We start from the raw sequence: 21,881 nt of genomic DNA, 5'->3' as shown, positions 1-21,881 counted from the left end.
GCTGATCGATGAAGCATGCTGATCCGCACAGCCCGGTTTCCTTTCTTGCGAATGTCGCCCGGCTGCCGCAGAAGGGCCTGCCCGTGGTGATCGAGGCCGACGCCGCCCAGCGCGCCGCGCTCGCGCAGGAACATGGCCTGCTGTCGGTCGAAGCCTATCGCGCCGAACTCCTCGTGGCCTCCTGGAAGCGCAATGGCGTGAAGGTCAGCGGCCGCGTCGAAGCCGATATCACGCAGGCCTGCATCGTCACGCTCGAGCCCGTCGCGGCGCATATCGACGAGCCGGTCGAGGCGCTGCTGTTGCCCGAGGACTCCAAGCTTGGGCGGCAGGGATTCGAAGGCGGCGGCGAGATCCTGCTCGATGCGGACGGTCCCGACAGCCCCGAAACATTCTCCGGCGACACCATCGATGTCGGGGCCCTCGCCGAACAGTTCTTCGGATTGGCGATCGACCCTTATCCACGCAAGTCGGGCGCTTCGCTGGACGCCGGCCGCGAAACAGAACCGGCTGAGAATGAATTTCAGAAAAAACTGCGATCCTTGCTGGGAAAATCCTGAAAACCTCGCCCGAGACGGAAAAGTCGGTTGTGTGAAAAGCCAAAACCGCTATTTTCGCCCAACCTTCGCGATCACTAAAGCGACCTGCCGCCTAACTGTGAGATGAATACCGCGTGATCAGGATTTCCATCGATGCCATGGGCGGCGATCACGGACCAGCCGTGGTCATTCCGGCGCTCATGACGGTCGCCACCCGCCGTCCCGACATTCGATTCGTCATCTACGGGCGTGAGGAACTGGTGCGCCCCCAACTGGCCAAGTTTCCCAAACTGGCCGAGGTGAGCGAGTTCTTCCACTGCGAGGTCGCGGTAAGGATGGACGACAAGCCGAGCCAGGCGTTGCGCCATGGCCGCTGGAAGTCGTCGATGTGGAAGGCGATTGAAGCCGTGAAGTCGGGAGCGGCCGACGCCTGCATCTCGGCCGGCAACACCGGTGCCTTGATGGCGATGTCGAAATTCTGCCTGCGCACCATGGCCACCATCGATCGCCCGGCGATCGCCGCCCTCTGGCCGACGACGCGCGGCGAAAGCGTGGTGCTCGACGTCGGCGCCACCATAGGCGCGGACGCCCAACAGCTCATCGATTTCGCCATTCTGGGCACTGGCATGGCGCGTTCGGTCTTTGGAATTTCACGGCCCAGTGTCGGACTGCTCAACGTCGGCGTCGAAGAGATCAAGGGCCAGGAAGAGGTCAAGGAAGCGGGGCGCATCCTGCGCGAAGCCAACATGGCCTCGATGAACTATCACGGCTTCGTCGAGGGTGACGATATCGGCAAAGGCACGGTCGATGTGGTGGTGACGGAAGGCTTCGCCGGCAACATCGCGCTGAAGACGGCGGAAGGCACCGCCCGCCAGATCGCGGGTTATCTGCGCGCCGCGATGAGCCGCACCCTGATGGCCAGGATCGGCTATGTCTTCGCCAAGGGGGCCTTTAATCGGTTGCGCGAAAAGATGGATGTCGGCCGCTCCAACGGCGGCGTCTTCCTGGGGCTGAGCGGTATCGTGGTCAAAAGCCATGGCGGCGCTGATTCGGATGGTTTCGCCGCAGCGATTGAATTGGGCTACGACATGGTGCGCAACAATCTGCTCGACCGTATCGAGGCCGATCTGGACCTGTTTCATGCGCGCAATCCGCATGCCCAGACACCGAGGAAATCCGACGTCGTCAGCGACGCAAAGGAATAGGAAAGAGCTTTGATCAGATCAGTCGTGCGCGGCACGGGCGCCGCGCTGCCCCGCCGCATCATGAAGAATGCCGATTTCGAGGGCATGGTCGAAACCTCGGACGAGTGGATCGCCCAGCGCACCGGCATTCGACAGCGTCATATCGCGGCCGACGACGAGACGACGGCATCGCTGGGGGAGGCCGCAGCTCGCGCCGCCCTCGCCGATGCGGGGCTGACGCCGGACGATATCGACCTGATCGTGCTGGCGACGTCGACGCCCAACAACACGTTCCCGGCCACCGCGGTCGAGATCCAGAACAGGCTCGGCATGCATCATGGCTTTGCCTTCGATATGCAGGCGGTGTGCTCGGGCTTTGTCTATGCGGTGACGACGGCCGACCTCTATATCAGGGGCGGCCTGGCCAAACGCGTGCTGGTGATCGGCTCGGAAACATTCTCGCGCATCCTCGACTGGAACGACCGCTCGACCTGCGTCCTGTTCGGCGACGGCGCCGGGGCACTCGTCATGGAAGCAGGCGAGGGGGCCGGCACGATTGCCGACCGTGGCGTCCTGGCAGCCAGCCTGCGGTCGGACGGCGCGCACAAGGACAAGCTTTTCGTCGATGGCGGACCGTCGACGACGGGAACGGTCGGCCATCTCAGGATGGAAGGCCGCGAAGTCTTCAAGCATGCGGTCGGCATGATCACCGATGTCATCGAGGCGACCTTCTCGGCCGCCGGCATATCGGCGGATGATCTCGACTGGTTCGTGCCGCACCAGGCCAATAAACGTATTATTGACGCTTCCGCCAAGAAGCTCGGGATTGCCGAACAAAAGGTGGTGGTTACGGTCGATTTGCACGGTAACACCTCTGCTGCGTCCGTGCCGCTGGCGCTTTCGGTGGCCGTCGCCGACGGCCGCGTCAAGAAGGGCGACCTCGTCCTTCTGGAAGCGATGGGCGGCGGCTTCACCTGGGGTGCGGTTCTGGTTCGCTGGTAAGTGCCGAACGGTCCGGTTTCGGTCCTTGACCTTGACGGATCAATTACTTAGGCTCAGCCGTTGTTGTGCCGATTATATGTTTGAACTGATGGGACGGTCGCATGGGGGGAAAGACACTTACGCGCGCCGACCTTGCGGAGGCCGTCTATCGGAAGGTCGGCCTGTCGCGCACTGAATCCGCCGAGCTCGTCGAAGCCGTCCTGGACGAAATCTGCGAAGCCATCGTCCGCGGCGAAACGGTCAAGCTGTCGTCCTTCGCGACATTCCATGTCCGATCCAAGAATGAGCGCATCGGGCGCAATCCCAAGACCGGCGAAGAGGTGCCGATCCTGCCGCGCCGGGTGATGACCTTCAAGTCATCGAACGTGCTGAAGAATCGCATCCTGCGTTCTCATCAGAACAGCAAGGCCAAGGGCGGCAAATAGCCTCCATTGTACGGTTGAAAACCGGCCCCGCCATAACGCCGGGCTTGAATATTGCTTCACAAACCGCTGAAATAAGGCCCGATTCGGCAGCATGGCCGGATTGGTGTTTCGCGCATGATTCATTCCGCGCAAAGGAATGAGCTTCTCTTAATAGAAGCCTGATCTCGCCGAACACCGTTCCGGATCACGCTCCAGCGTGAGGATTTCGCCCATGGACAAGAGCCCTGACGCCTTCCGCACCATCAGCGAGGTCGCTGAAGATCTCGACCTGCCGCAGCATGTGCTGCGCTTCTGGGAGACACGCTTCAACCAGATCAAGCCGATGAAGCGCGGCGGCGGCCGTCGCTATTACCGGCCGCAGGATGTCGAACTGATCAAGGGCATCCGCCACATGCTCTACGACCAGGGCTACACCATCAAGGGCGTGCAGAAGCTGCTGCGCGAAAACGGCAATCATTTCCTGGTCGCAATCGGCAATGGCGACATGGCCGCCGTCGAGGCGATCTCGCAGCGAAAGCAGGCCGACCAGGTGCCGCTGACGCCGGCGGCGCAGCCGCGCGGCGGCGACGATGAACTGGTTGGCCAGCCAAGGGTCAAGCCCAGCCGCCGCTTTTTCGGCCTCGGCAAGAGCGACGAGGAAGGTCCGGTTCCGCCGGACGCCTCGAGACTCTCGCGCGACAATCGCGCCCTGTTGCAGGAGGCGCTGTTCGATCTCCTGGAATGCAAGCGCCTGCTTGACCAGGTGCGCTGACCGCCGCACGAGTCGCTTTGAAGCCAAGACCGGAACCGCCCTTGGCGTGAGGCGTTACGTTTCCTTCTGCAAGACTTTCATTCTGCAAGACAAGGAAACGCATGATGGCATCATTTTCGACCCTTTCGGACATCGACCTCGAAAAGCAGGTCGCGGCCCTCTCGAGGGAACTTGCGGCGTTGCGCAAGGCGGTGTCGAAGCGCGGTGGCGCTTACTATGAAGATGGCCGCGATGCCGCGCTCGACACATATTCGGATCTTGCCGGACGTCTGCGGGATGCGATGCCGGCTATTCGCAAGCGGGGCAGGGTGATTGAGAAATCCGCCCGTGATCACCCGGCGGCGGCCGCCACCGTTGGCCTTGTCGTACTCGGTCTGGTCGCCAGCCTGCTGTTCAGCCGGCGCTGAGAGCAAAACGTCGGTTCAGCGGACTGCGAACTCGGACAAGAAAATGATGGCCGCTTCCCGAACGGCGCGTCGCCATCCTCGTTGCTGTCAGGTAGTTACTTCGCCAGCTTGATCTTGGCCTGCGGCGAAACCTGCGCGGTCTGGCTGCATTTGCCATAGACCGTGCCATTCTTGTCGGTGGCGTCGGTGTAGGTGCCCTTGCACTCGATCGAAAGCACCAGACAGTGACCTGCGCCCTTGCAAACCGCGCCACCATCGCCGGTGGGGTGCGTGCCGTTGGCGAAAGCCGAATTCGTCATCGAAACCGAGCCGAGCGCCGAAATGGCGAGGGCGGCGGCGAACGAGAGGCGCTTGAAGGTCGAGATGTTGGTCATTGAGCGTTTCCTACTTTTTCGAGTGAGGATCGCCTTGCCGGCGTCCGTCTGGTTGGGGATCGCCTTGCTGGCGTCCATGCAGGCTTAGTGCCGCCCTCGAAGGAAAGGTTCATGCGATGTTTGCACAAAAAATGCGTGGCGCAACTCGCCACTGGCGCGGTGTTTGCTCGATGTAGCTATATCAGTTGCGGCTCCGGCATCTGGCTCGAAGCGCGTCGGCATAGAGGCGCACAGCCCCCTTGTGCTGCCGGCGCAGGAAGGCGGATTGATCGATCCGCCAAAGCCGTTCGATTTCCTCCGCGATCACCGGATTCGTCCATGTGCCGTAGCCGGCGGCCGAGTAGGCGGTGATTTCGCCGGCATAAAGACTGCCGTCGGTGACCAGGAAGTCGATGCGGATATAGTCGAGGTCGCCGGCGATGCCCGGCGCCATCGAGATCGCCTGGCGAACATGGTCGATGAGCCGCGCATTGACCGGCAGGGCCTGATCCTCGCGTGGATAGTCCGGATCCCGGCCTGGCAATGGAGTGGCTTGCCTGTCGAACAGCAGCGAACGCTCGGCGTGCTTATCCTCCACCCAGACATGGGATATCACCCCGCTGCAGACATGAACCTTGATGTCGGTAGCGATCGTGCCGCCGCTGAGTGTCAGCCGCTCTTCCACGAAAACAGTCGGCACGACAGGCCAATAGGCCCATTCGCCATCGCGCCGCCCATAGCGTTTCCTTAGCCAGCGGTTCGCCTTGCGCATGATGGCGGCGTGATCCGGTTCGCCGTCGCGGACGAATATGTTCATCGCGCTGCCATGGTTTGCCTTGACCATGACGGCGCCGGCCAGCAAGTCCGCGGGAATGTCGGCGGCATCCTGTCCACGCCAAAGCGTCTCGGGCCCGGCGATCTCGGGGCAGGCGTCGTGGATATAAGCCTTGGCCGCCAGCTTGTCGGTCAGCGTCACGAACAGCGGGTTGCGGTCGACAAGCTTCCGCCAGAGCAACATCTCATGGTAGCGCGCGGGCGCTGCCGGATTGGGCAGATAGCCAAGCTTCATGAAAAATCGCACGACAAGGGCAGGGTGGCGAAGTGTAAGCCACAATCGGGCGACCGACAGAATGGCGCGGTCCGTCCAGGAAATATCGGCCTTGGCCGTCATCGGGGTATATGGCCCTGTTCGCGAAGCCTGATCCGGATGCAGCCTACCGGTCGGCAACATTCCATGCCGTATCGCGATTTCGCTCGGCGAGAAAGGCTTGCCTGGTCACGGTAGCGACGCTGAAAATCCTGGGCCAAAAGGATGGCCAGCTGAAATGCGACGGGCCCGGTTCCTGTCGGGCATTGCGTCACCAGGAGAAGGCCAGCCTTGAACAAGAAGCCAAGGCCGGTCTTCTCGTTGGCAGTCTGGTATCAGGCCTTCTTCATCATCTTCATGTGGTGGTGATGATGATGGCGGTGGTGATGGTGGTGGCGATGATGGTGGCGGTGATGCTTTGCCATCATGGCCGCATCCGCGCTCGTCGCACCGATCACCGGCGCCGTGAAAGCGAGTGCAACTGCAAGCCCAAGAGCCGAGAGGACTGACTTCTTCATGGATCGTTTCCTTTTGTTTCGCCGGCAGATATATGAATCGGGTCTATAGCCCGACCGCCGCGCATGGAATTACGCTCCCGATTTTTTTCGTCAGTATTTCCCGATTGTAGAATTTTGTTTCTGAACTGTTTCCGAGGGGCCGACCTCCCGACATCGTTATCACGAGGACCAGAAAGCCGGCTCTTGTCGCCTGTTTTGGCTACATTGGCGGGATCACGCCTTTGTTCCCCACCACGACACGGCCCGAACTCAGCGTCCCGTCAGCCTCGCGTTGAGCGTTTACAAAGACTGTCGCGCCCGGCTTGAGATCGGTCGGCGTGGCCGGGGCGAAGGTCACGACGGGCGTGTTGTCCGGGATCGAAATCTTCTTGGTCTGGCCGTTATCGTAGGTCAGCGTCACGGCTCGCCCGTTAATGTTGGTGACGTCGGCCACGGTGCCGTTGGTCATGCGGCTGTTCGGCTGCAGGTCCCAGGGACGGTCGCCCTCGCCGGTGCCTTTCAAGGCGGCTGGGAAAATCACCACTTCCAGGGCGCCGCTGCCGCCATCGGCTTTCGAGACCGAGGCGATGCCGAGGAAATCGCCCTGTTTGATGTCTTTCTCGGAGGCGCTGGCAACGCCGGAAATCTTCCAGCCGGTATTGAGCTTGATCGCGGAGGTATCACCCTGGCGGGTTTTGACGGTGAGCAGCGACGGCTCGAAACTGACCACCGTGCCGCGCACCCGCAGCGCGTCCGCCGCCTGGGCGCTGCCGGTAACGGCGATGGAAAGGCTGGAGACCGTGCCAAGCACGACCATGAATGTCTTGAAGTTCATTGCAGGGATCCTTCTGGGAACGGGCCGGCTGAAACCGGATGGTTTCACGCCGGCACATCGAAACAACGAACAGGTGGGTTGAAACCTTCGAGCAAAAAGGTGCCGGGATGTTCAAAAGAACTTGATGGCGCCGATATTCGTGAAACAGCGTCGCAGGCCGGAGGTTCACGATAGCGTGACAGCCTTTGACTCTTGGCAAATCGGCGGCGAGCGGGCATGTTCGTGCTCGTCTCAGGCAACACTCCATTTTGATCAATCTCTTTCAGCCACCGGAGTTGCCAATGCCCAACAATGCAAAAAATCATGCCCTCTCCGAACCGTTAGCCAATGAGATCGGGCCGGATTACACCACCCTCAGAGCAATGCGGGAAACCCGCGGATACAGCGTGGAAGAGCTTTCCCTGACCTGTGGCCTCTCGGTCGGCGAGATCGAGGATATCGAGAGCGGCCGGGCGGCCGATCCGTCGAAGCTGCGCCGTATTGCGTCCGCGCTTCGCATGCCCCAAGAGGCTCTCGTCGCTTCCGCCGCGCCGACACCGGCCGCACAAGGCCGACCCCTGGCATAGACCAGCAACAGCCATGCAAGAGAACCCGCCAAGGCCCGCCTGGCGGGTTTCTTGTTGAAGCCAGAGCGTTCTGACACAAGATGCGCTTGCCGATCTGAAAATCGCACGTGTTATACCTGCGGCATCCGAATTCGCGCTGATCGCACCTGCCGCGCATCGGCTTTTAACGGTGGTTTTCAATATGAGCCTGGAATCCGTTCGCGCCTTCTTCGCCGCAAACGCACCCGATATCGATGTCATCGTCACCGAAGCGAGTTCGGCGACGGTGACGCTGGCGGCGGAGGCGCACGGCGTCCTGCCGGCGCAGATTGCCAAGACCATCTGCCTGCGCGTCGGCGAGCGCACCATGCTGGTGGTGACCAGCGGCATCGCCAGGCTGGACAACCGCAAGTTCAAGGACCAGTTCGCTGGCAAGCCGCGCATGCTGGATGCGGAGGAGGTTGTCGCCGCCACGAGCCACCCTGTCGGCGGCGTCTGCCCGTTCGGGCTGCCGGCACCGCTGCCGGTCTATTGCGACGTGTCGCTGCGCGAGTTCGACGAGGTGGTGCCAGCCGCCGGCGCCACCAACGCGGCGGTGCGGATTGCGCCGCAGCGTATGGTCGAGCTTACTAGCGCGGAATGGGTGGATGTGTGCCAGTAGGAAACTCTCACTGACGATGAGATGGGATTGGAAGCCTGAGGTTCAAGTGGCCGTTTTGGCCATGCTGGATTTACCGATCCCTTGACCGCCGATCGTTATTGGAGAACATTCCCCTTCGGTTAATATTACTATCAAGAGCTCGATGCTGAAATTGTCCCTGTCAGTTGCCAAAATAGAAATTCTCTTTGAGCACGACAGAAACAAATCACTGGGAGGTCTGGGAACGGATTCTTTTTTATAAATTGGACGACACAGTCAGGATTTGATTCAAAACACTTGCGGGTACATTACAAGAGGTGGGTTGATTTAGAAAGAACTGCCATCAGAAGCCAGTCCTGGTGTAAAGGGCGAACGGGGCGCCACCGTCAGGGATTCGTTTGAGCGGCTTTTTTGTGCGGTTGACATCGGCAGGTAAGCCACGGACCGAGCCTATTTAGTGTTGGTGTTGGCTTCGGGGTTGGTGCTGTTGCTGAAACTCTGCGTGACGTCGGTTCCGTTAGCCTCGATAGTCAGCGTCTCATCAAGTTCGGAATCCTTCGATTCAACGGAACGTGTAAAGCCGACCTGTTTTGCACCAGGGTCGCCTGGATTCGACGGATTCTCATTGAGATTGTTGATGAAATTAAAGGAGTTCGTGGCAATCCAAAACTGCTTGTCTGGTCGAACAGATCCCCACGTATTCTTATTCTTAAGATGCTTACTCACTTTGTATTCGTTAGTTTCTGCGTAGTACCAGAACACAGTCAAATGGAGTGCGCTATCGAATTGGTCGCAGCCCCCATTTGGAGACAACCGAAGCCAACCTCGCGAAACGTATGACTCATCATAGCCGGGCTGGGCGTATGCCATCGCAAAGTAAACAGTCTGGGAAAAGTTGTTGCAGATTTTGATCGCCGCTTCGGCTCGCCCTGCACACGTTGCCGCGAGGAAAGCTAGCACGACCGATTTCGCAGAGGCGGACATCACGGCACCCCATCAGGAGCGAATTATTATATACGCTTCCGCTATATTAGCCGAGAGTCAAGATGCCGTGTGGCCTACCCGACGCTTGACCTTGCCAGGCGGCCCAAACTCACGCTCGGCCCAAATCGGCCGCTCTGGCGGGTGATAGCCTCTATAAAACTCCTCCATGTAGGCCAAAACGTCGTTGCCGATCCGCCTCCATGCTGCTTCGGCCTGATCGAGCGGAACGTGACGCCGATCCTCAACAACACCAGCGCCGACAAGCTCGTCAAAAAGTCGTGCCCGCTTTGCATAAACATCATACAGGCTTTCGCCTCGTCTGGCCTGGCCTTCAATGCGCGTCGTCTAACCGGCATGGGTCGCCTCCATGAGCCGCTTGCAAACGGACATGTCGGCGGGCATGGCCAAGCCTCCCGCCCGCGGACCGGGGTTTATGCAGAATCACCCGCACGAACGGAGAACATCCGCTGCATACTTCGGGACTTTTCGGGACTCTGCGTTGCGGAGCGGGCGATTTGGACGCCTTTCGTTCCGAAATTGCAAAAGGCGCCAGAAGGCACCTCGGCAAATAGGCTGGGGATTTCAAGGAATTATTGGTCGGAGTGGCCGGATTCGAACCGACGACCCCTTGACCCCCAGTCAAGTGCGCTACCGGGCTGCGCTACACTCCGGACCGGTCGCGATGTATCTTGATAACCCGGTGCGGGTCAACTGATTTCCGCGACTATTATCGTGCCGCGATGGCTGGTGTGAATGAGCCCGGCAAAGCCGGCTGCAACAGCCGCTGATGGCGGTATTCAAGCGCGATGGCGCCCCAGACCAGGCCGAGCAGCAGATACATGTGGCGCCAGTGATCGATGTCGATGAAGGTGCCGAGCCCGATATTGCCGATGAAGGCGACATAGGCGCACAGAAGATAGGGCTGCCACGGCCGGTCGCGCAAAAGGATGCGGAAGCCGGCTGTGATGGTCCAGCCAACCAGCGTCAGGAACGACACGAAGCCGAGCCAGCCATAGTCCATCAGCATCTTCAGCCAGATATCGTGCGTGTCTTCGCCGAACATCTTGCCGAAGACCAGCGGGCCGATGCCGAACGGGTGCTCCATCGCCATCTGGAAGCCGATCGTGTAGCGGGCGAAGCGGCCGAGGCGGGCGGTGTCATAGCTCTGTTCGAGATGGGCGCGGTTGGAGAACATCTCCGACACACCGGGCAGTTGGAGGATGACGATGATGGCGATTGCCAGCAGCGACAGCGCGGCGATGGTCATGATCACCACGCGCAGCCGGAACATGCCGCTGGCGCTCTGCAGGAACAGGCAGCCGGTGAGCAGAACCGCCGAGACGGCGAACATGCCCCAGGCGCCGCGCGAGAAGGAGAAGAAGATGCCCGATGTGATGATCAGCAGTGGCACCGCCAGCAGCGGCATGCGCGAAACCGGACCGGTCAGGATCAGATAGAGCAGATAGATGCCGGGCAGCACGAGGAATGGCCCGAACACGTTGGGGTCCTGGAAGGCGCCGGCGGCGCGGTCGTATTTGGTGAACATTTCGGCGCCGGGAAAAGCGTGGAAATAGCCTGCTATGCCGAGCAGCGAGGTTGCCACCGCCGAGACGACATAGGCATTGAAGATCAGTCGGTAGAGGCTTGGCTGCGTGGCTGTCACGGAGGCGAAGAACACCGCGCTGAAGGCGAGAAACAGCGATACGCAGAGATAGAGCGGGGTGAAGGCGAGGTCCGCCATCTGCGTCATCGAGATCATGCCGCCGATGTTCATCGTCACCAGCAGCACCAGCAGCGGCGCGGCCGCGCGAGAAATCCGCAAGCCGAAGAGGGCCCAGATGGCGATCAGCCCGGCCATGTAGATTTCGTAGGGCGCCGGCTCGCTGATGACGAAGCCCGACAGAAGGATGCCGACCACCACGGCGCCGGAGGAAATCAGCGCGACCAACTTGGCGTTGACCGCGCCCGGTGGCAACTCGTGGGAAATCGCGCTCAATAGGCGTTTTCCGTGTTGAGCAGCCGGATCGGTGTCAGGAACAGGATTCTGAGATCGAACAGCAGCGACCAGTTCTCGATGTAGTAGAGGTCGTATTCGGTCCGCATACGGATCTTCTCGTTGGTGTCCATCTCGCCGCGCCAGCCGTTGATCTGCGCCCAGCCGGTAACGCCGGGCTTGACCTTGTGGCGTGCGAAATAGCCGTCGACCACCTCATTATAGAGAAGGTTGTGCGACTGCGCGGCAATCGCATGCGGGCGCGGGCCGATCAGCGACAGGGAGCCCAGCAGCGAATTCACGAACTGCGGCAGTTCGTCGATCGAGGTCTTGCGGATGAAGCGACCGACGCGGGTGACGCGCGGATCGTTCTTGGTCACCGTCTGCTTGGCGGTCGGATCCGACCGGTCGGTGTACATCGAGCGGAACTTGTAGACCTCGATGATCTCGTTGTTGAAGCCGTGCCGCTTCTGCTTGAACAGCACCGGTCCCTTGCTGTCGAGCTTGATGGCGATCGCGGTCGCCAGCATCACCGGCGAAAAGACGATAATGCCGATCAGCGAGAAAATGATGTCGAAGGCGCGCTTGGCGACCGAATCCCAGTCGTTGATCGGCTTGTCGAAGATGTCCAGCATCGGCACCGAGCCGATGAAGGAATAGGCACGCGGGCGGAATTGCAGGGCGTTCGAATGCGCCGAAAGCCGGATATCTACCGGCAATACCCACAGCTTCTTCAACAGTTGCAGCACCCGTGCTTCGGCGGTCAGCGGCAGCGACACGATCAGCATGTCGATGCGCGCGATGCGGGCAAACTCGATCAGTTCAGAAATGGTACCGAGCTTGGGATAGCCGGCAACGATCGGCGGCGAGCGCTTGTCGCCGCGATCATCGAAGATGCCGCAGATGCGGATGTCGTTGTAGGGCTGCTTTTCGACCGAACGGATGAGGATTTCAGCCGCCTTGCCGCCGCCGACGATAACGGCGCGCCGCTCCATGCGTCCGTCGCGCGCCCAGCGCCGGATCAGTCTCGACATCACCAGCCTGAGGCCGAAGAGGAGAACGAAGCCGACGACGAACCAGGTTCCGAACAGGAGTCGCGAATAGTCTTCCGACATCTTCATGGCGAAGGCCGTCAACGCCATCAACGCGAAGGCTCCGGCCCAGGCCAGCAGGATGCGGCCGAAATTGGCGATCGGCCGCATCAGCGAGACGACCTGGTAGCAGTCGGTGACATCGAGCAGCACCACGGCGAGGAACGACGCTGCGGCGATCGTCACCGGATATTGCCATGCGAGATAGTTGAAGAAGCCGACGTAGTAGAAATAGACGCAGAGCCCCGACACAAGCAGCAGCCCGAATTCGACCATGCGCAGCACGCCGCTGACCATGATCGGCGACATCGTATCGCGCCGGTACTGGGTGGCGACCTGCCGGGCGACATCGTTCATGCCGCCGGACGCATCGCCATCCGTCGGGCCGTCGAATTTACGCACTGCTTCCGGAGAAAAGCGGCGCGCGGGGTCGATCTCGTTCATGGAGCAATCCGCAAGCTTCCCCTGGGTGATTAGCAAAAGAGAGCTAAGAAACCCTTGAAACAACGCTTGGCTTTGGAAAGGCTTGGGGCGTTACCGGTCGAGCGCGGCGAAATAGGCCTTCTCGATTTCGGCGGCCATGACGTCGGCGCCGAAGCGCGCCCTGAGGTCAGCGCCGTCGGGCATCAGCTTGCCATAGGCGGTAAGGTCGGTCAGCGCCTCGCTTATCTTTTCGGCGAGTTCGGCCGGATCGGGGCGGATCAGGGCAGGGGAGCCGGCAGCGAAAATCTCCGGTATGCCGCCGACGGCGGTGGCGATCATCGGCCTTGCCGCGGCAAGTGTCTCCAGCACGATATAGGGCATGGCCTCCGCGCGGGACGGGACAACCACCAGATCACCCAGCGCGAAGGCCTCCCTGGCCGGCATCGGCGGCAGGAAGCGGATATGAGCCTGAAGCCCCAGGCGCTTCACCTGCGCGTGGTAGCGCGGCAGGTCATCGCCGTCGCCAACCATGACCGCCGTAAGCGCGCGGCCGAGTTTAGGGCCGGCCACGGCCATGGCATCGATGAAGATGTCGGGACCTTTGAGGTCCCGCATCATGCCGATGTAGAGCAGGTCCGCCGCATCGGGTCCCATGATGGCCGGCTCGAATTCGGTGGCGCGTAGTCCATTGTAGACCAGAGTGTTGGGGATCGGCGGCTCGCCCACCTTCCGGCGATACGTCCGCCGTTCGTAGTCCGAGACGAACAGCAGGCAGTCGGTGAAGTACGCCATGGAGCGCTCCAGCGCGAAGAACAGCTTCCCCGTGGCTGTTGTTTCGTCGTAGTGGAGAGAGCCGCCATGCGGCGAATAGAGGCGGGCTACGCGAGACCTTGATACCCGCAACAATGAGCCGAACAGACGGGCATAGGCACCACCCTTGGCGCCGTGCCCGTGCAGCACGTCCGGCCGCAATTCCTTGATGATCCGGTAGGTGCGCCGGGCTGAGGCGAGGTCGCCCGGGCCGACATGGCGCTGCATCGGCGTGCGATGGATACCGAGCGCCAGCATGTCCTTCATCTGCTCGAACAGGCGTTCCTCGAATTCGCCGCCGGTGGTCGAATCGCAAACGATGCCGACCACGTGACCGGCAGCAACCTGCGCTTCCGTCAGGTCGCGCACATGCCGGAAAATTCCTCCGACGGGTGAGCGAAAGCAGTGGACGATCCTCAGAGTGTCCGCCACGTGGTGTCTGTCAGAACAGGCGTTCGCGGACGTAGACGGTATCTCCGGGCAGCAGCGGGTCCGAGGTGACCACGCGGCCGGTCATCACCTTGCCGTTGATGTCGCGGGTGATGTCGACGCTTTCCTGGTTGGCGCGTGGCGAGAAGCCGCCGGCAATGGCGATGGCCTTCTGCACGGTCAGGCCGGGCACGTAGGAATACTGGCCGGCGGCACCCACTTCGCCCATGACGAAGATCGGCCGGTAGCGATCGATCTCCACCGAGACGTCGGGGTCGCGCAGATAGCCTTGCCGCAATTTGTCGGCGATTTCCTTTTCCATCTGCTGCGCGGTGTGGCCGCGCGCCGGTATGGCACCGACCAGCGGGAAGGAGAGATAGCCGGACTGGTCGACACTATAGGTGTTGGTCAGGCCGTCCTGCTCGAACACGGTGACGCGGACACGGTCGCCGGCGCCAAGACGATAAGGCTGGTCGAGGACCTCGTGGAAGGCCGCCGGCGTCGGCCGGTAGCTGGAGCAGCCGGCAAGCATCGATACGGCAAGCAGAGCGCGAAAGAGGGAAGCAGTGCTTTTCATGACCGGACACGTACCTTCGACTGGCCGCTGCGGCGTCGCAGCAAACATCTGGGATCGGGTTCGTTATCATCCTGTTAGGGTTAATGGCCGGTAAAGGAGCCGGCCGATACGGCTGCTCGCAGCGGTGGTTTTGTTGTTTTTATCGTTTTTCTTGGACGGCGGCAGTAATCCCTAACGGAGTATTACCGCGATCTTAACGGCTGAGTTACCATAGTTGTTTACGGTGCATTTGACCCAGTTTCGGAGTAGGGATGCATGTCCGTTCAGTCCGCGGCCGCAGATGTCGACGTCGACCTCAGGCAGCTCTTCGCCAGCCTGGGGAGGAATTGGCTACGCATAGTGCTCTTCGTTCTGGTGGTGACGGCTCTGGCGTTTGCGTTCGCTTCGTTCGCGACCAAGCATTACAAGGCCCAGACGCAGGTGGAAATCGCCCCGCGCGAATCCGTCTACACGCGTCCGGCCGGCAGCAACAATGACGGTGACAAGCCGATCCTCGACGAGCAAGGCGTCGCCACCCAGGTCCAGATCATTTCGTCCAACGAGATTCTCAAGCAGGTTGCGCAGAAACTCGGCCTGGCGCGGCTGCGCGAGTTCGACGAAACGATCAACATGTCGTCGCTGAGCCGCGTGCTGATCCTGCTTGGGCTGAAGAACGACCCGATGGATGTTCCGGCCGACGAACGCGTGTTGAAGAAGATGCGCGAGAAGCTCAACGTCTTTGGCGTTGAAAAGACCCGCATCATCGCCATCGAGTTCTCTTCCGAGGATCCCAAGCTCGCCGCCGCCATACCCGATGCCATCGCCGCCGCCTATATTGCCGGGCAGGGCGCGGCCAAGAGCGAATCGAACACCGCCGCCGCGGACTTCCTGGCGCCCGAGATCGCCGACCTGTCAAAGCAGGTCAGGGATGCCGAGGCCAAGGTCGCGGCCTACCGCGCCCAGTCCGACCTGCTGATCGGCGGCAACAATTCCACCCTGGCGACCCAGCAGCTGGCCGAGCTGTCGACCGAATTGTCGCGGGTGCGGGCCAACCGCGCCGCGGCCGAAGGCACCGCCGACAGCGTGCGCAAGGCGCTGCAGAATGGCGGCTCGCTGGATTCGCTGCCGGAAGTGCTGTCGTCCGATCTGATCCAGCGTTTGCGGGAGCGGCAGGTCGAGTTGCGCGCCACTATCGCCGACCTGTCGACGACTATGCTCGACAACCATCCGCGCGTTCGCGCCGCGAAATCGCAGTTGGCCGATCTCGACGCGCAGATCCGCAGCGAAGCCCAGAAGGTCATGAAGGGCCTGGTGATGCAGGCCGATGCCGCCAAGGCGCGCGAAAGCCAGCTCGTCGCCGACGTCAATCAACTGAAGGCGGCTTCGGCGCAGGCCGGCGAACAGCAGGTCGGTCTTGATGCGCTGCAGCGCGATGCCGCCGCCAAGCGCCAGCAGCTCGAACTCTATCTGACCAACTACCGCGAGGCAGCTTCGCGTCAGGACCGCAACTATGTGCCGGTCGACGCCCGTGTCTCATCACCGGCTTCGGTGCCCTCCGAGCCGTACTTCCCCAAGGTTGGGCCGATCGTTGGCGCGGCAGCCGCGGCTTCGCTTCTGCTGGCGGCTATCTTCACGCTGCTCAAGGAGCTGTTCTCGGGCCGCGCCATGCGCCCGGCACCGGGCGCCCGTTTTGCGCCGATCGACGAAGTGGCAATGCCGCCAGCTGCCCGCCAGGAGCCGGTTGCCGCCCTCGTGCCATCCGCCCGCCTGGATCCGGCTGTCGCCATCACATCCGCCAATCGTCCCGCCGAAGAGCTCTGGCCTGAAACTGTGCCGGAGCCGGACATGGCAGTGCAGCCGCGGCCGGTAGCCGCGTCCGAGTCGGTTGCCGAGCCCGAGCCCGAGCCTGCGGCCAAGACTGAGCCTGTCGCGGAAGCCGTCCCGATTCCCGAGCCGGAGCCCACCGCAGAGGTTCAGCGCCCGCGCTCGGTGCTTGGCGAGATCGACATTGAGAATGCCGCGGAAAAACTGATCGCCAGCGGGGCCGCCCGCGCCATATTCGTTTCGCCCGAGGGCGACGATGCCGCCGCCTCGGCGATCCTGGTGGCGCGCGAGGTGTCCGACGCCGGCCTGCGTGTGCTGCTGCTCGACCTCACGGCCTCGGGTGCTGCTTCGCGGCCGATGCTGGACAGCGGGCTTTTCCCCGGAATCACCGATCTGCTCGCTTCCCAGGCGCAGTTCAGCGACGTGATCCATGCCGATCTCTATTCCGACTGCCACGTCATTCCCGTCGGCACCGCCGATCCGGTTCGGGCCATGCGCGCCGCCGACCGGCTGCCGATCATCATGCAGTCGCTGACCACCGCCTATGACCTTGTCGTGGTTGAATGCGGGCCGGCCGACGCGCAAGGCATCAGCCGCCTGGGTGGCGATGCCACCGAGGTGTTCCTGTCCATGCTGGAGCCGGACGATGAGGTGACGCGGGCCGCGGTCAAGCTGATCGAGAGCGGCTATCCCGACCTGACACTGGTGACGCCGCTTGGCCACGAGCCGCCGGGCACCCCGGGGCGGCGCTCGGCGGCCTGACAGGTCGCTGTCCGGCAGCGCGCTCGGCCTATCCCAGCTCCAGCGTCGTCACGCCGAATGCCCTCTTGCCATCGAGCTTTGGCGGCGGCCCTTTGTACATGCGGGTGGTGCTGAAGGTCGGTGCGAAACCCGCCGCCTCGAGCGCCGCGATGAAAACCACCTGGGTGGCGGGGACATCGATGTGAAGGTCGCCACCATCGCAGGCGCTCGCCAACTCCGCGAGCAATTCGAGAGCTGTCTGGACGTCGTCGGCGAAGAGCGGCCCGACCTTGAAGCCGCTGCGGCAAGGGCGCGCCACCGCATATCCGGCCATTCCCCGAGACGTGAGCGCTGCCAGGGCACGGTGAGGCGGCTGCAGCCATTGCTGCAGGAAAGAGCGCCGGGGTGCGGGAAAGCAATCCGCGTCATAGCTGATGATATCGGACATCATCTGCGCGGTTACCAAGCGAGACTGCTCGGCGCCAACGTGCAGAGCCACGGGGCGCCCGCTGTAGCGGATGGTCTCGTAGACCGGCTCGAACCCCTTGCTCCGGTAGTTGGCTTGCTGCTCTTCGACGCCATCGAGTCCGATGGTCCGCCCGGCCAGCCTGTTCATGCCCGCGGCCCAGACCGCCTTGCCATGGCCCTTGCCGCGCATGTCCGGACGGCAGATGTAGAGACCGATGAAGCCGAAATCATGCCCATAGGCCACCGCCGAGATCGCAGCCACCATTTCGTTGTCGACAAAGGCCCCGATGAACCCTTCGGGATCCGCTGCCTGGAACATCGCCGCATCGTCAAGACCGGGCTTCCAGCCCTCGCCCTCCGCCCAGTCGATGAGGACAGCCAATTCCCCCAGCGACAGCGTGCGGATGGTTCGATTCATGGGGTTCATTTCAAGGCGAGCTTAACTGTCGTCCTCGACAGTCGCGGGCGCGGCCCGTCCGGCTGCCTTGCGGCGCAGCATCTTGGTCAGCTTCCAGATGGTCGGGCTGTTCTTGACCAAGGCCTTCAGCCGCGCGCCCTGGCGAAGCGTCTGCGCCAGCGCGCGGCCCTTCAGCGTCAGCGGGACCAGCACTTCGAAATGCCGGGTTTCGATATCGCACCACTGCCGCTTGTAAGGCTCGTCACCGACGGAGAAATCATAGACAGCAAAACCCGTTTCGCAGGCTTCCTGGATGTTGTCGAAGAACAGGAAATCGCCGGGACTGCTGTGTGCGAGATCGTCCTCGGCAATTGCTCCGAACTCGCAGATCAGGCGTTTGCCGCAACGGCTCGACCCGGTGATGGCGCGTAGCTTGCCGGCAACCTCCAGGCCATGCAGCACGAAAGAAGGCTTATCCTCGGTCAGGGCTTGCGTGAACAGCCTCCGGAAGAAAGCGCGTGTCTTGTCGTCGCCGAAGACGTTGGCGATGCCCATCTTGCGAAAGCGCTGTTCCTTCATCTCGAAGAACGCGTCGAGCAATCTCTCCACCTCGTCCCCGCTGCGCGCCTCGATGCGCCTATGGCTGCCGACAGCCTCGAACTTGCGCATCTGCGAACGATGTTTCTTGCGTTTGCGTTTGCCGCTGGCGCGCAGCAGCAATGCATCGAAGCCACCCGCAAGGTCGACGGCCAGCGAAAGATTGGGGCTGGCGAAATGATCGATCGACGCAAGAGGATTGGCGATGCCATCGAGATCGGGCAGCAGCCGTTCCAGCGCGATAAGATCGACGTCGGGGCGGGCCTTGGCGATCGCCGCAAACATCGAGCGGACGGCCGTGATGTCGGCTTTGGCCAGCCATTGCGGATCGGCCGCGGCGAAATTGCCGTTGGCGTGGCGGCCGCCGATGAAGCGGGCGACCCGGAACGGGCCGCGGCTTACAACCTCCAATGCCAGGGCGAAGACCGGTTTGCTTTCGAGTGCCAGCGTCGCCACGAGGAGATCGGGCTTGACCTCGGCGGCCCAGTTCAGGATCCATGTCGCGCCCTGCGCCGGCGCGCTAAGCGCCGAGCCGCAGAACCTTGCATAGGCCGCGAGTCCCTCTGCGGCGGTAATGGAAATCGACGGCCCCGCGGCGTCCTTCGGCAGCGCGCGCGGGGAAGCCTCGGTCGCCGTCAGCCGATTGCCGTCAAATGACGCCATTGCGTCAACCATACCTCAATCCTTGGGGCGTATTGATCCCGATTTGGGGGGCGCTCAGGCGTATTCCGTGCTTGGATCAGCCTAGGCGCAAAAGGTGAATGAATGATCGACGGTGGGGAGGCAATCCGGAAACTGGCGCTCAACGTCGCCCGCTATACCGGCCTCGCACCGCTGGCCAGGCCGTTTGTCGGCGGTATCGGCGCCATCTTGATGCTGCACCGCGTGACGGCGACACCGGAAAAGCCTGACAGCGTCAACCGCCACCTCAACATCGCGCCCAGTTTCCTCGACGCGGTGATCGCCGGCATGAAGGCGGACGGCTATGCCTTCGTCTCGATGGACGAGGCTGTGCAGCGCATCAAGGCAGGCGGCAAGGGCGGCCGGTTCGCCACCATCACCGCCGATGATGCCTATCGCGACAACATGACCGAGGCCTTGCCGGTGCTGGAAAGGCACGGCGCGCCGATCACCATCTATGTCGCGCCGGGGCTGATCGACGGCACTGCCGATCTGTGGTGGGACGTGGCCGAGGACATCGTCAATGCCTCCAATCGCCTGACCCTGGCGACTTCGAATGGTTCGGCGGTGATCGATTGCGCGACCCCCGCCAGGAAACACCAGGCCATAGCTCGGCTGCATGCCTACCTCGCCACCGAGGTTCGTGAGGAGGATTTGCGGACCGTGCTGCGCGAGCTGGCCAGTTCAAATGGCGTCGACGCGGACGCATCGCGTTTACGGGCCCTGATGAACTGGGATGAGATCCGCACCGTCGCGGCGCATCCGCTGGTGACGATCGGCGCCCATACGATCAACCACAGCAATCTGAAGCGGCTCTCCGAAGACGATGCGCGGCACGAGATTGGCGCCGTAAAGGATAAGTTGCGGGCCGAGCTTGGCCTGGAGCCGCGCCATTTCGCCTACCCCTATGGCTATGCGAGCGCCGTCGGCTGCCGCGAGGTCGGCTTTGCCCGTGACGCCGGCTATGTCTCCGCCGTGACCACGCGCCACGGTGTCCTGCGCGCCGAACATGCCGGCTTCCTGCACGCCTTGCCGCGCATTTCAGTCAATGGCCGCTACCAGAACCTCGCCCACATCCGCACCATGCTGTCGGGCGTGACGACGCCGCTCGCCAATGCCGGCAAGATGGTCGTCACCGTCTGACAAATTATTGGCAGGGCTCAGCGCTTCGCCCGCGGCTCCAGCATCAGCCATTTGATGATCCCCATCGCTGGCAGCACCCAGAGCAGACCGCTGAACAGGAAGAACAGGAATTGCACCAGCGCACCCGATTCCGACAGCCGGGCGACGGCGAAGATCGATGCGATCAGCGCATAGATGATGACCAGTGCCACCAGCAGGAACATTCCGATCAGCTTCTTCAGGCGAATGGGCATGGCTTGGCCTCGTTGATCGCTATCGCTTAGGCTGAACGCAAGAGTGGCGCAACCCGCGACATCAGGCGCGACGGCGTGCCGCGTCGGGTGGCCTTGCCAGCACGGATGCGATGGTCCACCAATCCGCGAAATTCAATCTGCCGGGATAGATCCATGGCCGCCATATCCGCCGCTGCGCCTTACCAGGCTCAAGACCGCGACCTGAACAATCGCGCACTGGTGCGCGGCTGGCTTTACCTCGTGCTCCTGGTGCTGTTTGCGCTTGTGCTGGTCGGCGGCGCCACGCGGCTTACGGAGTCGGGCCTGTCGATCACCGAATGGCAGCCGATCCACGGCGTCATCCCGCCGCTCAACGATGCCGAGTGGCAGGAGGAGTTCCTGCGCTACCAGCAGATTCCGCAATACACCGAGCTCAACAAGGGCATGAGCATCGAGGCGTTCAAGTCGATCTTCTGGTGGGAGTGGGCGCACCGTCTGCTCGCGCGCAGCGTCGGCCTGGTCTTTGCCGTGCCGTTGCTGGTCTTCTGGGTGACGCGCCGCATAGAGCGCGGCCTGGGGCCGAAACTCGTCGGCATTCTTTTCCTCGGTGGCCTGCAGGGCGCCATCGGCTGGTGGATGGTGGCCTCCGGCCTTGTCGACCGTGTGTCGGTGAGCCAGTACCGGCTGGCGACGCACCTGACGCTGGCGGCGCTGATCTTCACCGCCACCATGGTCGTCGCGCGTGGACTGGCGCCACATTCCGAGCCCGCGGCCGATCGTTCGACGCAGCGCCTGGCCGGGCTCATCGTGCTTCTGGCGCTGATCCAGATCTATCTCGGAGGCCTGGTCGCCGGGCTCGACGCCGGCTTGAGCTACAACACCTGGCCATTGATGGACGGAAAGATCATCCCCGGCGATCTGCTGATCCTGGAGCCGGCATGGCGCAACTTCTTCGAAAGTCCGAAGACGGTGCAGTTCGTCCATCGGCTCGGCGCCTATACGGTCTTCGCCGTCGCGCTCTGGCATATGATCGCTACGCGTCGGCTGCTGCCCGGCTCGACCCACGCCCGCCGCGCGACCTTGCTGTTTGCGCTGGTGCTGGTCCAGGCCTCGATCGGCATCGGTACGCTGCTGATGCATGTGCCGCTGCACATGGCGCTCACTCATCAGGGTTTTGCACTAATCGTGCTGGGTTTTGCCGCCGCTCATTGGCGCGGTACCAAAGGGGCTTATCCCTTGCCGAACCAGATCGCGCTCAAGAGCTGATCCT

Annotated in this window: 23 protein-coding genes and 1 tRNA gene; 12 read left to right on the top strand and 12 right to left on the bottom strand. The window is 62.2% G+C overall.

Annotation, left to right across the window (positions count from 1 at the left end):
* The first annotated feature begins 8 nt into the window (after nucleotides 1-8).
* The 6 genes from EB233_RS21625 to EB233_RS21600 all read left to right on the top strand — a co-directional run bounded on the left by EB233_RS21625 (nucleotide 9) and on the right by EB233_RS21600 (nucleotide 4,305).
* Nucleotides 9-557, top strand: a complete 549-nt coding sequence (locus EB233_RS21625; protein ID WP_064991612.1) for a YceD family protein — start codon at nucleotides 9-11, stop codon at nucleotides 555-557.
* A 113-nt stretch (nucleotides 558-670) separates the two neighbouring features.
* Entirely contained in the window at nucleotides 671-1,741 is a 1,071-nt protein-coding gene (plsX, locus tag EB233_RS21620) for a phosphate acyltransferase PlsX (protein ID WP_064991611.1), read from the top strand.
* Nucleotides 1,742-1,750: 9 nt separating this feature from the next.
* A complete protein-coding gene (locus EB233_RS21615; protein WP_064991610.1) occupies nucleotides 1,751-2,722 on the top strand; it encodes a beta-ketoacyl-ACP synthase III in 972 nt (323 codons plus the stop codon).
* A gap of 101 nt (nucleotides 2,723-2,823) precedes the next feature.
* Nucleotides 2,824-3,147, top strand: a complete 324-nt coding sequence (locus tag EB233_RS21610; protein ID WP_010915609.1) for an integration host factor subunit alpha — start codon at nucleotides 2,824-2,826, stop codon at nucleotides 3,145-3,147.
* A 211-nt stretch (nucleotides 3,148-3,358) separates the two neighbouring features.
* Nucleotides 3,359-3,898: a MerR family transcriptional regulator gene (locus tag EB233_RS21605; protein ID WP_027051532.1), complete on the top strand. Its 540-nt coding sequence runs from the start codon at nucleotides 3,359-3,361 to the stop codon at nucleotides 3,896-3,898.
* A 104-nt stretch (nucleotides 3,899-4,002) separates the two neighbouring features.
* Entirely contained in the window at nucleotides 4,003-4,305 is a 303-nt protein-coding gene (locus EB233_RS21600; protein WP_064991679.1) for a hypothetical protein, read from the top strand.
* Nucleotides 4,306-4,400: 95 nt separating this feature from the next.
* Here EB233_RS21600 and EB233_RS21595 read toward each other — a convergent pair whose 3' ends face one another.
* Entirely contained in the window at nucleotides 4,401-4,679 is a 279-nt protein-coding gene (locus EB233_RS21595) for a hypothetical protein (RefSeq protein WP_064991678.1), read from the bottom strand.
* Between the two features lie 181 nt (nucleotides 4,680-4,860).
* Complete coding sequence (locus EB233_RS21590) at nucleotides 4,861-5,829, bottom strand: ATP-grasp fold amidoligase family protein (protein ID WP_064991609.1); 969 nt, start codon at nucleotides 5,827-5,829, stop codon at nucleotides 4,861-4,863.
* Nucleotides 5,830-5,837: 8 nt separating this feature from the next.
* Here EB233_RS21590 and EB233_RS21585 point away from each other — a divergent pair, with 8 nt between their 5' ends.
* On the top strand, nucleotides 5,838-6,254 hold the full coding sequence (locus EB233_RS21585) for a hypothetical protein (protein ID WP_064991608.1): 417 nt from the start codon (nucleotides 5,838-5,840) through the stop codon (nucleotides 6,252-6,254).
* Nucleotides 6,255-6,462: 208 nt separating this feature from the next.
* On the opposite strand, the gene EB233_RS21580 is transcribed toward EB233_RS21585, so the two are convergent.
* Complete coding sequence (locus EB233_RS21580) at nucleotides 6,463-7,077, bottom strand: hypothetical protein (RefSeq protein ID WP_064991607.1); 615 nt, start codon at nucleotides 7,075-7,077, stop codon at nucleotides 6,463-6,465.
* Between the two features lie 281 nt (nucleotides 7,078-7,358).
* Between EB233_RS21580 and EB233_RS21575 the strand changes: the two genes are divergently transcribed.
* Together EB233_RS21575 and EB233_RS21570 are read left to right on the top strand one after the other, a co-directional pair.
* Entirely contained in the window at nucleotides 7,359-7,643 is a 285-nt protein-coding gene (locus EB233_RS21575) for a helix-turn-helix domain-containing protein (protein WP_064991606.1), read from the top strand.
* A gap of 181 nt (nucleotides 7,644-7,824) precedes the next feature.
* Complete coding sequence (locus EB233_RS21570; RefSeq protein WP_064991605.1) at nucleotides 7,825-8,283, top strand: YbaK/EbsC family protein; 459 nt, start codon at nucleotides 7,825-7,827, stop codon at nucleotides 8,281-8,283.
* A gap of 429 nt (nucleotides 8,284-8,712) precedes the next feature.
* Here EB233_RS21570 and EB233_RS21565 read toward each other — a convergent pair whose 3' ends face one another.
* The 6 genes from EB233_RS21565 to EB233_RS21540 form a co-directional block, all read right to left on the bottom strand.
* On the bottom strand, nucleotides 8,713-9,246 hold the full coding sequence (locus EB233_RS21565) for a DUF1036 domain-containing protein (RefSeq protein ID WP_064991604.1): 534 nt from the start codon (nucleotides 9,244-9,246) through the stop codon (nucleotides 8,713-8,715).
* 594 nt (nucleotides 9,247-9,840) lie between these two features.
* Nucleotides 9,841-9,917 (bottom strand) — tRNA-Pro (locus tag EB233_RS21560).
* A 56-nt stretch (nucleotides 9,918-9,973) separates the two neighbouring features.
* The gene (locus tag EB233_RS21555; RefSeq protein WP_064991602.1) at nucleotides 9,974-11,242 is read right to left on the bottom strand and encodes an O-antigen ligase family protein; all 1,269 of its coding nucleotides are present in this window, start codon (nucleotides 11,240-11,242) and stop codon (nucleotides 9,974-9,976) included.
* The gene (locus tag EB233_RS21550; RefSeq protein WP_064991601.1) at nucleotides 11,239-12,774 is read right to left on the bottom strand and encodes an undecaprenyl-phosphate glucose phosphotransferase; all 1,536 of its coding nucleotides are present in this window, start codon (nucleotides 12,772-12,774) and stop codon (nucleotides 11,239-11,241) included. The genes EB233_RS21555 and EB233_RS21550 overlap by 4 nt, the downstream gene beginning before the upstream one ends.
* Nucleotides 12,775-12,864: 90 nt before the next feature.
* Nucleotides 12,865-13,995, bottom strand: a complete 1,131-nt coding sequence (locus tag EB233_RS21545; protein WP_064991600.1) for a glycosyltransferase family 4 protein — start codon at nucleotides 13,993-13,995, stop codon at nucleotides 12,865-12,867.
* 10 nt (nucleotides 13,996-14,005) lie between these two features.
* Entirely contained in the window at nucleotides 14,006-14,569 is a 564-nt protein-coding gene (locus tag EB233_RS21540; RefSeq protein ID WP_027051543.1) for a polysaccharide biosynthesis/export family protein, read from the bottom strand.
* A 255-nt stretch (nucleotides 14,570-14,824) separates the two neighbouring features.
* Between EB233_RS21540 and EB233_RS21535 the strand changes: the two genes are divergently transcribed.
* On the top strand, nucleotides 14,825-17,134 hold the full coding sequence (locus EB233_RS21535; protein ID WP_064991599.1) for a GumC family protein: 2,310 nt from the start codon (nucleotides 14,825-14,827) through the stop codon (nucleotides 17,132-17,134).
* Nucleotides 17,135-17,162: 28 nt separating this feature from the next.
* On the opposite strand, the gene EB233_RS21530 is transcribed toward EB233_RS21535, so the two are convergent.
* Nucleotides 17,163-17,999: a GNAT family N-acetyltransferase gene (locus EB233_RS21530; protein WP_064991598.1), complete on the bottom strand. Its 837-nt coding sequence runs from the start codon at nucleotides 17,997-17,999 to the stop codon at nucleotides 17,163-17,165.
* Nucleotides 18,000-18,020: 21 nt separating this feature from the next.
* Nucleotides 18,021-19,250 carry a GNAT family N-acetyltransferase gene (locus EB233_RS21525; protein ID WP_064991597.1) on the bottom strand — a complete coding sequence of 410 codons (1,230 nt, stop codon included), beginning with the start codon at nucleotides 19,248-19,250 and terminating at the stop codon, nucleotides 18,021-18,023.
* Nucleotides 19,251-19,340: 90 nt separating this feature from the next.
* On the opposite strand from EB233_RS21525, the gene EB233_RS21520 reads away from it, so the two are divergent.
* On the top strand, nucleotides 19,341-20,399 hold the full coding sequence (locus EB233_RS21520; protein ID WP_064991596.1) for a polysaccharide deacetylase family protein: 1,059 nt from the start codon (nucleotides 19,341-19,343) through the stop codon (nucleotides 20,397-20,399).
* 17 nt (nucleotides 20,400-20,416) lie between these two features.
* On the opposite strand, the gene EB233_RS21515 is transcribed toward EB233_RS21520, so the two are convergent.
* On the bottom strand, nucleotides 20,417-20,632 hold the full coding sequence (locus EB233_RS21515) for a DUF2842 domain-containing protein (RefSeq protein WP_027051554.1): 216 nt from the start codon (nucleotides 20,630-20,632) through the stop codon (nucleotides 20,417-20,419).
* Nucleotides 20,633-20,785: 153 nt separating this feature from the next.
* Here EB233_RS21515 and EB233_RS21510 point away from each other — a divergent pair, with 153 nt between their 5' ends.
* A complete protein-coding gene (locus EB233_RS21510) occupies nucleotides 20,786-21,877 on the top strand; it encodes a COX15/CtaA family protein (RefSeq protein ID WP_064991595.1) in 1,092 nt (363 codons plus the stop codon).
* Nucleotides 21,878-21,881 lie beyond the last annotated feature (4 nt).

Origin of the sequence: Mesorhizobium erdmanii (assembly GCF_013170725.1) — a bacterium.
GTDB classification, from domain to species: Bacteria; Pseudomonadota; Alphaproteobacteria; order Rhizobiales; family Rhizobiaceae; genus Mesorhizobium; species Mesorhizobium erdmanii.
This window is presented reverse-complemented; position numbering and strand designations above follow the sequence as displayed.

Bases quoted from the DNA above. Each gene is read 5' to 3' on its own strand.
- EB233_RS21590 (WP_064991609.1), bottom strand. From the start codon at position 5,829: ATGACGGCCAAGGCCGATATTTCCTGGACGGACCGCGCCATTCTGTCG.
- EB233_RS21575 (WP_064991606.1), top strand. From the start codon at position 7,359: ATGCCCAACAATGCAAAAAATCATGCCCTCTCCGAACCGTTAGCCAAT.
- EB233_RS21565 (WP_064991604.1), bottom strand. From the start codon at position 9,246: ATGTCCGCCTCTGCGAAATCGGTCGTGCTAGCTTTCCTCGCGGCAACG.
- EB233_RS21580 (WP_064991607.1), bottom strand. From the start codon at position 7,077: ATGAACTTCAAGACATTCATGGTCGTGCTTGGCACGGTCTCCAGCCTT.
- EB233_RS21520 (WP_064991596.1), top strand. From the start codon at position 19,341: ATGATCGACGGTGGGGAGGCAATCCGGAAACTGGCGCTCAACGTCGCC.
- EB233_RS21515 (WP_027051554.1), bottom strand. From the start codon at position 20,632: ATGCCCATTCGCCTGAAGAAGCTGATCGGAATGTTCCTGCTGGTGGCA.
- EB233_RS21535 (WP_064991599.1), top strand. From the start codon at position 14,825: ATGTCCGTTCAGTCCGCGGCCGCAGATGTCGACGTCGACCTCAGGCAG.
- EB233_RS21585 (WP_064991608.1), top strand. From the start codon at position 5,838: ATGGCCCTGTTCGCGAAGCCTGATCCGGATGCAGCCTACCGGTCGGCA.
- EB233_RS21600 (WP_064991679.1), top strand. From the start codon at position 4,003: ATGGCATCATTTTCGACCCTTTCGGACATCGACCTCGAAAAGCAGGTC.
- EB233_RS21540 (WP_027051543.1), bottom strand. From the start codon at position 14,569: ATGAAAAGCACTGCTTCCCTCTTTCGCGCTCTGCTTGCCGTATCGATG.
- EB233_RS21605 (WP_027051532.1), top strand. From the start codon at position 3,359: ATGGACAAGAGCCCTGACGCCTTCCGCACCATCAGCGAGGTCGCTGAA.
- EB233_RS21610 (WP_010915609.1), top strand. From the start codon at position 2,824: ATGGGGGGAAAGACACTTACGCGCGCCGACCTTGCGGAGGCCGTCTAT.
- EB233_RS21550 (WP_064991601.1), bottom strand. From the start codon at position 12,774: ATGAACGAGATCGACCCCGCGCGCCGCTTTTCTCCGGAAGCAGTGCGT.
- EB233_RS21530 (WP_064991598.1), bottom strand. From the start codon at position 17,999: ATGAATCGAACCATCCGCACGCTGTCGCTGGGGGAATTGGCTGTCCTC.
- EB233_RS21570 (WP_064991605.1), top strand. From the start codon at position 7,825: ATGAGCCTGGAATCCGTTCGCGCCTTCTTCGCCGCAAACGCACCCGAT.
- EB233_RS21525 (WP_064991597.1), bottom strand. From the start codon at position 19,250: ATGGTTGACGCAATGGCGTCATTTGACGGCAATCGGCTGACGGCGACC.
- EB233_RS21625 (WP_064991612.1), top strand. From the start codon at position 9: ATGAAGCATGCTGATCCGCACAGCCCGGTTTCCTTTCTTGCGAATGTC.
- EB233_RS21595 (WP_064991678.1), bottom strand. From the start codon at position 4,679: ATGACCAACATCTCGACCTTCAAGCGCCTCTCGTTCGCCGCCGCCCTC.
- EB233_RS21510 (WP_064991595.1), top strand. From the start codon at position 20,786: ATGGCCGCCATATCCGCCGCTGCGCCTTACCAGGCTCAAGACCGCGAC.